General features: G+C 64.2%; 11 protein-coding genes. 10 read left to right on the plus strand and 1 reads right to left on the minus strand.

Annotated features, from left to right (window positions below; all coding sequences use genetic code 11):
- Window positions 1-212: 212 nt before the first annotated feature.
- The 4 genes from ABD831_RS21155 (at window position 213) to ABD831_RS21170 (ending at window position 7,371) form a co-directional block, all read left to right on the plus strand.
- Window positions 213-647 carry a hypothetical protein gene (locus ABD831_RS21155; protein WP_344951719.1) on the plus strand — a complete coding sequence of 145 codons (435 nt, stop codon included), beginning with the start codon at window positions 213-215 and terminating at the stop codon, window positions 645-647.
- Between the two features lie 1,866 nt (window positions 648-2,513).
- Window positions 2,514-3,164, plus strand: a complete 651-nt coding sequence (locus tag ABD831_RS21160; RefSeq protein WP_344951722.1) for an N-6 DNA methylase — start codon at window positions 2,514-2,516, stop codon at window positions 3,162-3,164.
- Window positions 3,161-4,801 carry an Eco57I restriction-modification methylase domain-containing protein gene (locus tag ABD831_RS21165; protein ID WP_344951725.1) on the plus strand — a complete coding sequence of 547 codons (1,641 nt, stop codon included), beginning with the start codon at window positions 3,161-3,163 and terminating at the stop codon, window positions 4,799-4,801. The genes ABD831_RS21160 and ABD831_RS21165 overlap by 4 nt, the downstream gene beginning before the upstream one ends.
- 2 nt (window positions 4,802-4,803) lie before the next feature.
- Window positions 4,804-7,371 (plus strand): DEAD/DEAH box helicase family protein, encoded by a 2,568-nt coding sequence (locus ABD831_RS21170; RefSeq protein WP_344951728.1) that lies wholly within the window; start codon window positions 4,804-4,806, stop codon window positions 7,369-7,371.
- 440 nt (window positions 7,372-7,811) lie between these two features.
- On the opposite strand, the gene ABD831_RS21175 is transcribed toward ABD831_RS21170, so the two are convergent.
- Window positions 7,812-9,230: a recombinase family protein gene (locus tag ABD831_RS21175; RefSeq protein ID WP_344951731.1), complete on the minus strand. Its 1,419-nt coding sequence runs from the start codon at window positions 9,228-9,230 to the stop codon at window positions 7,812-7,814.
- 174 nt (window positions 9,231-9,404) lie between these two features.
- Here ABD831_RS21175 and ABD831_RS21180 point away from each other — a divergent pair, with 174 nt between their 5' ends.
- The 6 genes from ABD831_RS21180 (at window position 9,405) to ABD831_RS21205 (ending at window position 12,666) form a co-directional block, all read left to right on the plus strand.
- The gene (locus ABD831_RS21180; RefSeq protein ID WP_344951734.1) at window positions 9,405-9,620 is read left to right on the plus strand and encodes a hypothetical protein; all 216 of its coding nucleotides are present in this window, start codon (window positions 9,405-9,407) and stop codon (window positions 9,618-9,620) included.
- A gap of 176 nt (window positions 9,621-9,796) precedes the next feature.
- Complete coding sequence (locus ABD831_RS21185; RefSeq protein ID WP_425582866.1) at window positions 9,797-10,156, plus strand: TadE family protein; 360 nt, start codon at window positions 9,797-9,799, stop codon at window positions 10,154-10,156.
- Window positions 10,153-10,644: a pilus assembly protein gene (locus ABD831_RS21190; RefSeq protein ID WP_344951740.1), complete on the plus strand. Its 492-nt coding sequence runs from the start codon at window positions 10,153-10,155 to the stop codon at window positions 10,642-10,644. The genes ABD831_RS21185 and ABD831_RS21190 overlap by 4 nt, the downstream gene beginning before the upstream one ends.
- An 8-nt stretch (window positions 10,645-10,652) precedes the next feature.
- A complete protein-coding gene (locus tag ABD831_RS21195) occupies window positions 10,653-11,198 on the plus strand; it encodes a pilus assembly protein TadG-related protein (protein ID WP_344951743.1) in 546 nt (181 codons plus the stop codon).
- 195 nt (window positions 11,199-11,393) lie between these two features.
- Window positions 11,394-11,852 carry a lamin tail domain-containing protein gene (locus tag ABD831_RS21200; RefSeq protein WP_142179888.1) on the plus strand — a complete coding sequence of 153 codons (459 nt, stop codon included), beginning with the start codon at window positions 11,394-11,396 and terminating at the stop codon, window positions 11,850-11,852.
- 295 nt (window positions 11,853-12,147) lie between these two features.
- Window positions 12,148-12,666 carry a matrixin family metalloprotease gene (locus ABD831_RS21205; protein WP_344951749.1) on the plus strand — a complete coding sequence of 173 codons (519 nt, stop codon included), beginning with the start codon at window positions 12,148-12,150 and terminating at the stop codon, window positions 12,664-12,666.
- The last annotated feature ends 94 nt before the right edge of the window (window positions 12,667-12,760 follow it).

The raw sequence follows: 12,760 nt of genomic DNA on the forward strand, positions 1-12,760 counted from the left end.
ATTGGCCAGCACGCGGGCCGACTGAAAGTCGCTGACGCCGGTGTCCTCGCTGTCGTCAACAGACATCCGGTCGAAGAGCGACGTCGGGGAGGCGGCGGGCGGTCACCTGTCCTGCCCTGAGGAGGACCGGGTCGCGGTCGCAGTCAAGTATCTCTGCTCAGGCATGACGCCGATACCAGCGACTGTCACCGGACGCTGGCACGATGCCTCGCATGGACCTTGTGTACAACCGTTCCCTCATGTCAGACGAACTCGTGGTCTTTGCCAGTCGCCCTGAGGCCGAGGCTGTCAGCGCCATCTGGAACGCCATCAAGACAGCGGCGACGTGGGAGGGATTCATTAAGATGATGCCCGCGACCGAGTGGGCAGCGATTATGGAGAGCCAAGACAACGAGATGCCTACGGAGGGGCCGTTCGAGGCTGACCGTCTCCCCGGTTACTCCGACGGTGACTACCCCCAGTGGCTCGCCGCGAAAATGCGCGACGCCCTGCCCCGTGTGGTGCGCGAGAAGTACGGCCAGGCTTTCGACTCAGTGTTGAACGGACCCGCTATGGATCTCCAGTGGTCGGACGCGGAGGCAATCGCCGAGGATCTGCGCGGCCTTGGCTATCGGGTGGAATACCGCCCCGATCTCAAGCTGGCATGACGACTACCGCCGCCCCAATGCCAAAGCGCTTCGCGAGCAACTCCGGTAGTGCTGGCTCCCCATGCGCAGTGCACCAACGCACGCAAGTTCTTGGCTAGACGTTCTCCGCTGCCCGCCGCTCGAGGCATCTTCCACACATCCGCTGACGCCACCCGTCCTCGAGGCGGGCACGCATCGCAGCTCGGACGTGGTGCGTCGCCAAATGAGTAGAGGCCGAGGCGTTTCCTGTGGGAGCGCCGTCGGAGCGGCTACTGACGCCGTGGGCGGCATCGAAGCAGACAGGTGGTGTCCCCAACAGCACGGAAGACTTGTTCTCGGCTATGCCCGTGACACGGCCGAGGACCCAACAGGGCTGGAGAAGGCGCAGGAGGCGTTCTTCAACGAAGTGCTGCCGAAGGCAGGCGCTCATGCTGGCTTCGATCTCGAAGATCACCCCGGGCCGCGCTCACGCCGTCCTGCGCTGGCCCTCTTCTTCGGTGCTCCGCGGACCTGGTTCCGCCGCCGTGAAGCGTGTTTGCGCACGCCGACCGAGTGCCACTCGGGATTGAACGTGGCGAACCTCCCGCGGATGCGACCGCCGCCTACGCTCGTTAGCGGCTTATGCCACCGAGCCGACGACACGCCGGCAGGCTACGTCGAAGCTGCCAGGGAGGTCCGCGCTGTTAAGGCGCGTTGCCGTCTGCTTGGGTTGGATGAAAAGTCCAGGCGTCCGGCGAGGTGGGCTCCTCGCACGCGGATCTTGTGAGCCGAGGATCGCGAGGTGCTCGGGATCTGGCCGCTCCGTGTTTCATGCCTTGGGTTCCGGGGGTGATGACACTGCCCGACGGGTCGGTGATGACCCGCATCGAAACGACTTCGAGCCGCAATCGGGTCAGGGCCAAAAGTTCCCCGACGAGCTCACGGGAGTCATGGGCGTGGACCGTCAACGTCGTTACCACTCCCTCGCGATCCTGTTCGGACGCGAAAGGGCCAGATGTCGCGCTCATCCACTTCACCACGCACCACAACGAATGCCTTCATCCTGCGCGCCTGCTCTCGGACAATGTCTCTGTACGTTGTGACAGCATCGCGCCGCGATCGTGTCGCCGCCTCAGCCCGCGGGTATGAGACCCCGGCGCTGAGCGAGGGCGCCGAGTGCGGGATCCGCCCCAACTTCGGCAAGTTGGTGCTTGCACGCGTTCATCTCGGCAGTCACGGGTGCCCGTTCTGGGATGGGTCGGCCTGCTCCCTGTTCGCGGCCGGGGCCTCGGTGGCGCTTGGCCTGCGGCGGCGACCCCTGTTGAAGGACCGGTGGATGTGCAGGTGATCGACGCGGGCCGCCCGGTGCTGCACTTGGCTGCGCGGTTGCGGAGCACCGTGGAACCGTGAGGCTAGCTTTGAGCGTGTGGAACTTCGGCGCTGACCTCGGGTACAGCCTCATGCTGCCCGTTCCTGGGCGCGCCTGTCCCCGCGAGCGAGTGCTGCCTGAAGCTGTTCATCGGCAACATGCCCTGGGCTGACCGCGATGCTCTCCGGCGCTAGCCTCCGCCCGTTGGCATGTCTTGCGTTGCCCTGTCTGCCCGCGCCCGGGACTTCAACCAACCCAGTACGATTCAGTTCCGCCAACTCGCTGCGTTCGGCAGGGGCTCGGAGGTGGCTTCGTCAACTAGGTGCGACGGCCAGTCAAGCCTTGGGACGGGCGGCACCAGAGGAGTCGACTCGTAGTGCCCGGGTCGACGGCTGAGTCGCGGCAGAATAGCCAAGACTTCGGTCACAACACGGTGGGCGGGCCGCGAAGCGTCCGACGGCAACGAGAGACTATGGGCAGGGCGCGACCAGCGGCCGATACGCAGCAAGGGTAGGAATGTGAAGGTAGGGCAAGACGTCGTGACCGGTGGCGCCCCGGCACTCCCGGAGTCACTTGTCAAGTCGAGGAAGCGCGTCGCCGACCACGGTGAGGTCTTTACGCCGACGTGGCTGGTAGACGACATGCTCGATCTAGTAAAAGGTGAGACTGAGCGAATCGACTCTCGCTTTTTGGAGCCCGCTTGCGGCTCTGGCAACTTTCTCGTCCAGGTGCTCATCCGCAAGTTGGCCGCGGTTGAGCGTCGGTACGGCAAATCCAACTTCGAGAAGCGCCACCAGTCACTGCATGCCCTGATGTGCACCTACGGTATAGAACTTCTTGAAGACAACATCGCTGAGTGTCGGGAGAAGGTCCTGATCCCCTTCTCTGAGTACCTCGAACTTCGTGATTCCGATGATCTCTACCGTGCCGCGTCCTATGTTCTCGGCGTGAATATCGTCCATGCCGACGCCCTGACGATGAGGACGCCCCTCGGGGACCCAATTATCTTCGCCGAATGGTCCTACCTCGGCCGCGGTCGCTACCAGCGCCGTGACTTTCGCTTCGAGTCGATGACTCAGCGCGCCGCGTTCCGGGTCACGGACAGTCGCTTCGCAGATTCTGGCAAGCACGAGATCTTCACGCCACTAAAGGTCTACAAGCCCGCCACGATCAAGGAGTTGGCACGATGAGCGAATCCAAGGCCGCCTACGCGATGCGGACTCGTAACCCCGACGTTCTTTCGTGCATTGCGAATCTGTCGAATGATGAGGTTTTCACGCCTCCGGAGATCGCCAATCAGATGCTCGAAACGCTGGCCGATGGGTGGGCGGCCGCCAACAGTGGCGCCAATATCTGGGCGGACCCGACGGTTACGTTCCTCGACCCGTTCACCAAGTCCGGGGTATTCCTTCGCGAAATAACGAAGCGCCTCGTCGATGGGTTGGCCAAGGAGATTCCTGACCTGGAAGCCCGCGTCGACCACATCCTCACCAAGCAGGTCTTCGGCATCGCCATCACCGAAATCTGCTCCTACCTTGCTCGACGGAGCCTTTATTGCTCCAAAGATGCGACCGGTGAGCACTCCATCGCGAAGTCGTTCCATGACCCGGACGGCAACATTTGGTTCCAGCGGACTGAGCACACGTGGGTGGGCGGCACCGAGTGGGTCTACACCGCCGACAAAGGTGGTAATCAGGTCAAGCGCTACACCAACGGCAGGTGCAGTTACTGCGGGTCACCTCAGTCGACCCTCGACCGCGGAGCAGATGCCGAAACCCATGCCTATGCATTCACGCATACAAGTGACATCACTACGCGCATCGCGGAGTTCTTTGGAGATGAGATGAAGTTCGACGTCATCGTCGGCAACCCCCCGTACCAGCTGCAATCGAACGGTGGCACGCGGGATGTTCCGATCTACCAGCACTTCGTAGAGCAAGCCAAGAAACTCGAGCCACGACTCCTGGTGATGGTCATTCCCTCGAGATGGATGGCTGGGGGGCTCGGTCTCAACGAGTTTCGGAAGACGATGCTGGCAGACCGGCGGATCCGGCAACTGGTGGATTTTCCAAATGCGGCGGAGGCCTTCCCGTCGGTCGGCATCAACGGGGGAGTGTGCTATTTCGCCTGGGACTCGACTTACGACGGCGACTGCAATGTCACAATGATCCGCAACGGCGAAGTCATCGGTCCAACTTTGCGGTCATTGGGCGAGTTCGACGTACTCGTCCGAGACGCGCGAGCCTTGCAGATCCTGCGCAAGGTGATGAAGTTCAGCGAACCTTCTGTCAACACGATTCTGGCGCGAGACAAAGAATTCGGTTGGACCTCCAACTTCGATGGATTTCACCACCAAGAGAAGCCGGGGGATGTTCCGCTTTACTACATCCGCTCTGTCAGGCGGGGGCACGGATACATCGCCCGTAGTGAGGTAACGAAGAGTGCCCACTTGATCGACACCTGGAAGGTCCTTGTCCCCGCCGTCGGGTCGGGGAGAGAGCGCGAGAAGTCGGGCGTGGACATGGTGCTAGGGCCATCGATGATCGCACCGTCGCCCTCTGTGTGCACTCAGTCCTTCCTCTTCTTCTATTTGGACTCCGAAGACGAAGCAAAGAGCTTGCGTTCCTATTATTCGACCCGCTTCTTTCGGTTCCTTGTGTCACTCCGGAAGATCACACAGCACGCCACTCATTCTACCTATTCGTGGGTGCCAATCCAGAGTTGGGATCGCATTTGGACGGACAAGGACTTGTACGACAGGTACGGCCTCGATGACGCAGAGATAGCACTGATCGAGTCGACGATCCGACCGATGGAGGTGGCTTGAGCGTGGAGAAGCCGACTGTCGAGGAGGTTCTCGTACCCAAGCCCGAACAACGTCTTCGCATCTACGCCTGGACCCCGAATGACCCCCCCGCCGACTACGTCGGTCTCATCAAGGTCGGCCAGACGGCCCAGACCGACGTCAACGCTCGTATCAAGCAGTCGCAGGGGCAGATGCAGCAGACTTACACACTGCACGTTGACGAACCTGCCGAGCGGCAGGACGGGACCGTCTTTCGCGACAACCACGTGCGTCAGCGGCTCGTCGATAAGGGCTTCGAAAACGTCAAGATTGGCTCTTCGCGCGAATGGATGCGCTGCACCCCTGCGGATGTGAAGTCCGCCGTTGTCGAGATGCAGAAAGGCCTGCGCCTGACCGGCTCGCATCACGAGACTTTCGAGATGCGGAAGGAGCAGAAGCTCGCCGTAGCGGAGACGGCCAACTACTACCGATCCCGCTGGGACGAGGATGCCAAGGCGGTGCCTCGATTTCTCTGGAACGCCAAGATGCGCTTCGGCAAGACCTTCGCCTCGTACCAGTTGGCACGCGAACTGAGAGCAAAGAAGGTCTTGGTCGTCACGTTCAAGCCTGCGGTGGAGGACGCATGGAGGACCGATCTGGAGTCCCACGTCGACTTCGACAGCTGGCAGTACGCCTCCAAGGCATCCGGCACCGACGTCGTCCAGCTGGACCAGGCGAGGCCCATCGTCTATTTCGGCTCGTTCCAGGACTTGCTCGGAAAGGAGAAGTCGGGCGGCATCAAGTTCAGGAACGAATGGGTGCACACCACGAACTGGGACCTTGTCATCTTCGATGAGTACCACTTCGGTGCTTGGCGCGACACTGCGAAGGAACTGTTCGAAGGTGAGGACGACGTTGTTGTCAAGAAGGCGATGAAGGTGGAGTACGCCGAGGGTCTTGCCGAGGTCAACGATGATCTTGACGTCGATCTTGACGAGGACGACTTCCTGCCGATCACCACTCGGGCGTACCTGTACCTGTCTGGCACACCGTTCAGGGCTCTGGCCAGTGGTGACTTCATCGAAGAGCAAATCTTTAACTGGACCTACACAGACGAGCAGCGCGCGCGTGCCGAGTTTGCGGCGACGAAGCCCAACGAGTGGAACCCCTACGGCGCGTTGCCGCAGATGCGCCTGCTGACTTACAAGATGCCCGATGAGATCCTCGCCGTTGCTTCAGCCGGAGAATTCGACGAGTTTGACCTCAATGAGTTCTTCACCGCCGAAGGCACGGGTTCGGACGCTCAGTTCAAGTACAAGGACGAGGTCCAGAAGTGGCTGAACATCATCCGTGGACAGCACTCGGGCCAGATCGAATCCGAACTGAAGAAGGGCACTAAGCCGCCCTTTCCTTATTCCGACGTGCGTCTTCTGCCATACCTGAACCACTCGCTATGGTCGCTTCCCCGTCGCTCGTCGTGTGACGCGATGGCGAACCTACTGGCCGAGAAGCAGAACGTCTTCTGGCACGACTACAGGGTCGTCAACTTGTCGGCGCCCACCATAGGAGTCGGCCTCGATGCGCTGCCGCCGGTAAGAGCTGCCATCGCTGGCGGCTTCGACACCAAGACCATAACGCTCACGGTTGGCAAACTAACCACCGGTGTCACCATCCCCCAGTGGTCGGCGATCCTGATGTTGCGCAACCTGAAGAGTCCGGAAACTTACTTCCAAGCCGCCTTCCGCGTGCAGTCACCTTGGTCGATTAAGAACCCCAACGGTGACAAACTGGGCGAGGAACTCATCTGGAAGCCGGTTTGCTACGTCTTCGACTTCGCGCCGACTCGGGCGCTTCGTCAGCTGAGTGAGTACGGCATTGGCTTGTCGCCGTATGAGTCCAACCCCGAGAGGGCCGTTGCCGACCTCATGTCGTTCTTGCCCGTGCTCGCCTACGATGGCTCTCACATGACGCAGATCGATGCTGGTGGCGTCCTTGACATCGCAATGGCGGGCACCTCCGCAACGTTACTTGCCCGCAAATGGGAATCCGCGGTCCTGGTCAACGTCGACAACGACACTCTTCGCAAAGTCCTAGACAGCGCCGAAGCGATGGCTGCCGTCCAGCGAATCGAGGGCTTCCGGGCGCTCGGTGACAACATCATAGAGACGATCATCTCGAAGGCAGAGAAGATCAAAGGCCTGAAAGAGAAGCAGAAGAATGGCGACCTAACTCCTAAAGAGAAGAAGGAACTTTCCGAGGAGGAGAAGGAGTACAAGTCGAAGCGGAAGTTGGTGCAGGAGAAACTCATCAAGTTCGCCACTCGTATCCCAGCCTTCATGTACCTCACCGACTTCCGTGAAAACACTCTGAAGGACGTCATCACGCAGTTGGAGCCGGAGCTGTTCCGCACCGTCACCGGCCTGACGGTTGGCGACTTCGACTTGCTGGTTAGCCTCAACGTCTTTAATAGCGCCCACATGAACGACGCGGTATTCAACTTCCGTCGTTACGAGGACGCCAGCCTCGCTTACACGGGTATCGACTCGCACGAGGGCCTGACGCACTACGGACTGTTCGACACTGTGGTCGCCATCGACGACGAGTCTGCATGAGCTGGCCAGCCGAATCCCTCCCATCACCACCCTCCTGCCGAAGACCGCCGCCGATCCCATCGTCCTGAACGACGGGCACGCAGCGTTCAATGATCGACGGCGGGGACTTCAGGGCTGTCGAGCAGCTGAGCGGCAAGTCGACACTCGCCACGCTGCAGGCGCGGTTTGTTGGTACGGGGCGGTGGGTCAGGGTGAGCGACGCGATTGAGGGCATGCTGGCGCACCACTGGTCTGGATCGCGTCGATCCTTCGCTCGAGCGACGGGACAGCCTTCACACAAGATTCGCGATTGCTCGCCCGGACGCGACGAGCCTTGCCAGCTGGCTCGTCGCGTCGTCGTCCGTGCTGCCATTGCGAACGGCCGGCGACTTACCCGGGGCGAGGGTATCTATGTGATGTTCCTTGCTCGCCGCCACCGAGTTCCGCGGTTGCCGCAGGCGTCACGCCTGCAGTGCGGTTGGCCAGTCGATCCCGACCGATTCCGGGTTGAAGGCGTTCCCGTTTCCGGAGCCGATGGGTTTGATGGTGATGCGCATGCCAAGAAGCCGGATGACGCGTTTGCGGGTTTCGACGTCAGCGGCGTTCCAGGCGTCGTCGACCGTCGTGCCGGTGAAGCCGGCCAGTTCGGGGTTGGGTTGGGCGGCGGCCAGCCGGGCGCGTTCTTCGGTGAGCTGAGGCTTGAGGCCCTCGGAGATGCGGCGGAGTTGGTCGCCGGTGATGGTGTCGTCGGCGAACTGGTCGGCGGCGAGGGCGAGCTTGGCCTCGAGAGCGGCGATGCGGTCTCGGGCGTGGGTAGCGGCGCCGGGGTCTCCGCCGAGGAGCCGGACTCCGTCGCGCTTGAGAACGCCCAGGACCACCTCGGTGATGAGTTGGTCGACGTCGGCCATGCGGCGGCGGACCTTCATGCATCCGGCGTGGGCGCAGGTGTAGCTGTGGGGGTAGACGCGGGTGCGTCCGTTCTGGAGCACGTAGGTGTACTCGTTGGTGCCGACCAGGGGAGCGCCGCAGACGCCGCAGTGGGCGATCGAGGTGAGCAGGTACTTGGGTTCGGTGCCGCGGTTGTTGCTTCGCCGGCCCGGGTCGGTGAGCAGGGCCACCACGCGTTCGTGGGTCGGTCGGTCAATGATGGGGTCCCACTGCCCGGGCCCGACCTCCTTGCCCAGGTGGGTGCGTACCCCGCAGTTGCGCCAGCGCAGCAGCATCTGTCGCAGGACGACGGTCTGCCAAGGCTTTCCGGTGCTGGTGGGGATGCTGCGACGGTTCAGGTCGTTGCAGACCCTCCATAGCCCTTGGCCGGAGAGGACGCGGTCGACGCACTCGCGGACTATCGCTGCTTCTTCCGGGTTGATCGCCAGCGTCCGGTCGGGGCGGAAGTCCCAGCCGTAGGGACGCTTGCCGATGTGAGTGCCGTTGGCTGCGAGCTCTCGGTGCTTGGACTTGAGCCGGCGGCGCTGCTGTTCGACTTCGTACCGGGCGACCGTTCCCTTCATCCTGGCCATCATGCGGCCCTGTTCGGTGGCCAGGTCGATGTCACCGCCGACGGAGGCGAACTTGAGCCCGAGCCGGTCGGCATGGTCGATGACGTCCTCGAGCTCCCTTGGGCTGCGGGTGAGTCGGTCGACATCCCACACGACGACCGCCTTGATGACGCCCTGACCGACGTCTCGCATCATGCGTTCGTAGGCCGGCCGGGGCTTGCCACGGGTGGCGCTCACGTCGTTGTCCTCGTAGACGCCCGCGACTGCCCAGCCCAGCTGCTTGACCAGCCGCTCGCAGTCGGCGAGCTGACGTTTGACCCCCAGGCCCAGCCCCTCGGAGTCGCGAGAGATCCGGACGTAGATGCCGGCTGGCAGGGTCATCGCGCACGCTCCACAAGGAGAAGGTCTAGACAAACATACTCCCCATCGTCTTCCTGACCCTGCCGGTGACCGTGCTCTTCGCGCTCTACCCCGGGCTCAGCTTCCTCCACCTCAAGCTCTGACAGCCGGCCCCCGGGTGTCTTGCCACCGCACCACCACACAGGGAGAAAGAGAATGAACCGCTTCATCACCAGGCAGTCCCGCGCACGAGCGGCACTCACGTCCGCCATGTCCCGGCGCATCGCCGGTCCGCGGGATCGCGGCGACGTCCCCGGCTGGGTGCTCATCACCATCATGACGGCGGGACTCGTCACGGCGCTGTGGGCCATCGCGGGTCCGCAGTTCGGCCAGCTCTTCAGCGACGCCATCTCGGACGTCAAGGGCCCGTGAGGCCTCGGGGTCTCGCGGCAGTCCCGCGCCCCGGTCCAGCTCTCGCGCGGCTGCGGCACCGGTCGGACTCGAGGCGCCGAAACCCTCGGGGCCCATCCGGTGCTACTCGCGGCGACCAGCTCGATCGGTGCGTTGGTGTCCGCAGCGAGGGCGGTTCTGCCGTGGCGGAGTTCGTCATGGTTGCCGCGCTCCTGCTCTTCGTCGCGATGGGGGTCTTCCAGCTCGGGCTCGCGCTCTACGTCCGCAATACCTTGATCTCGGCCGCGTCCGAGGGCGCTCGCTACGGGGCGCGGGCCGACGCGCTGCCGACTGACGGGGTGACTCGCACGCAGGCGCTCATCACGTCGTCACTGAGCGCGTCGTTCGCGCAGGACGTCCGCGCCGCGCGTTCCGTGACGGCCTCGGGTGTGCGCGTGGTCGAGGTGCGTGTCATCGCGCCCCTGCCGGTCATCGGTCCGATCGGCCCGTCCGGCGCGCTCACCGTGTCGGGTCGCGCCTTCAGCGAGGAGCAGGTCGTCTCCGGAGCGAGCCGATGATCCGGCCACGGGACGTCCTCGTCCGTGCCACCGCTCGTCGAACCGGAGCAGGCCCTGCGGGCGAGAGGTCCTGTGACGAGGGCCGCGCGATCCTCGAGTTCATCTTCCTCGGCATCCTGCTCCTGCTCCCGCTCACGTACCTCGTGCTGACCGCGGCACGCCTGCAAGCCGCCTCCTTCTCCGCCTCCCTGGCTGGGCGCGAGGCCGGGCGCGCGTTCGTCACGGCCGCGTCGGACGACGCCGGGCACGCCCGCGCCCGGGCAGCAGCAGCTCTGGCCTTCACCGACTTCTCGTTCGACGACGGCGCCGAGATCTCGCTGCGCTGCGACGGCTCACCCTGCCTGCGGCCCGACGGGTCTGTGACCTCCACGGCGAGCATCGCGGTCCGGCTGCCACTCGTGCCCGACTTCATCGCAGCCCACGTGCCTGCCTCCGTGACGATCTCGTCGACCCACGTGGCCTCCGTCGACCGGTTCGTGGCGCGATGACCGGCGTCATGTCCGGCGCGAGGATCTGGGAGCGGACGAGGGCGTATGCCGTGCGGCTCGTCGAGCTCGCACGGGCGTCCTCCGGGTGGCTAGGATCTCGTCCCGGGCCGCGACGGGAGGGCGACCAGGGCCAGATCGGGGTGCTCGCCCTCGGCCTCTTCGTGCTGGCCACCGTGCTCATCCTCGGGGCAATCGATGTCACGGCCGCGCAGCTGGCCCGGATGCGGCTCCTCGACGCGGCCGACTCGGCCGCCCTCGACGCCGCTGACGCCCTCGACGAGCGGGCGGCCTACGAGGGCGGCGTCCTCGACCAGCTCGCCCTGACCGACGAGTCGGTTGCGGGAGCCGCCGACGCTCACCTCGCCCGCACGCCGATGCCGCCCGGCATCACGTCATGGTCCGTCGTCCCCGACACCGGCACCAGCGACGGCGCGACCGCGGTGGTCACGGTCCGCGGCACGGCCACTCTCCCGATGAGTGGCTGGGTGCTCGAGTCGCTGGGTGGCAGCGTCACGATCACCGTGACGTCGCGGGCGCGCGCGCCCTTGGCGTGAGCAATCCGTACAGATCGCGCAAAACGGTCACGCCTGTCGAACCCGCACTAACGTCCGGGGCAGACGCCCGCGCCGCCCAGCACGTCCAAGGCCTGGCGGCGCGAGCGTCGAGCCAGGGAGTGATGGCGCCGTCCGACGGGCGGCGCCATCCGCACGTGCCGCGGCCGAGGGGGTCGCGACGACAGACAGGTAGACATGCGCACGTTCATCACCAAGGCCCTCGTGGCCGCCACCGGTCTCGGCCTCGCCGTCGCCGCCCCGATCGCAGCAGCGAGCTCCGCGCAGGCGCTGCCCGCGATCATGATCTACAAGGTGCAGTACGACTCGCCGGGCTCTGACACCGGCAGCAACGCCAGCCTCAACGCCGAGTACGTCGTCATCAAGAACACCACCCGCAGCAACCGGGTGCTGACCGGCTGGACCCTGCGCGACAAGACCGGCTACACCTACCGGTTCCCGAGCTTCACCCTCAAGGCGGGCGCTTCCGTCACGGTGCACACCGGCCGCGGGTCCGCGACCTCGGCGCACCGCTACTACAACAAGTCCTGGTACGTCTGGAACAACACGGGCGACACGGCCTACCTCAAGAACGCCTCGGGCACGACGGTCGACACGTGCACGTGGAAGGGCGCGGGCACCGCGAAGTACTGCTGACACCCTGACGACCGAAGGCCCGCCCCGAACCCCGGGGCGGGCCTTCGGCGTACCCCGTTCCGACCCGTTGGCTGAGTCCCAGCAGGGAGTTTGTCCCAGCAGTCGGTCGGCAAAGGTCAAGAGATCGTCAAATAAGCCTCATAGCCCCACGAAATCGTTAATTTGGACAAACAGCGCCAATACCCCCTCGAGACCACTCACCCACGGGTGGTCTCGGCGTCTGTCCGAACACACACCGCATGGAGCCAACCCAGTCCTGAGCCCCCAGCACATCCCCCACAGCAGGAGAAGGCACATGAAGCGGATCATCTTCGTCGTCCTGGCAGCGATCGGACTCGCCGTCGGCGCGGCCGCCCCCTCGCAGGCAGCCAAGCCGGCCCCCACGATCAACCCCGCGTACTGGGGCCACTGGGCCACCCCGGCCCTGGTCTACGACGCAACGGGCACCAACACGAAGTTCAAGGTCGCCGAGGCAGTCTCGGAATGGCGCAAGTCCGGCTGGAATGTCAGCATGACGACCGACTCCACGAAGGCCAACATCAAGGTCCTTCCCGAGCAGCCGCTCAGCGGGGCCATCGGTGAGGCCACCCTCGTCAGCAGCGGCAGCGTCATCACCGGCTGCACGGTCAAGCTCGGCCCGGCGTTCGCCAACGAGCTCTACTCGGAGCACATGGCCATCCACGAGCTCGGCCACTGCGGCGGGCTGCCGCACTCCAGCTCGCTCAAGAGCGTCATGTATGCCGCGACGAGCTCCTACACGGCCATGACGCGGCCGTCCGGCCAGGACATCACCTGGATGGCCGGCAACTACTGATCGACCGCATCACTGCTCGGGGGAGCTTGCACCGCAACGACATCGGGCCCACGGCGCTTGCCGTGGGCCCGATGCGCGTCTCAGCCGACCCTCG

The organism is Terrabacter ginsenosidimutans (assembly GCF_039539425.1).
Taxonomy (GTDB): domain Bacteria; phylum Actinomycetota; class Actinomycetes; order Actinomycetales; family Dermatophilaceae; genus Terrabacter; species Terrabacter ginsenosidimutans.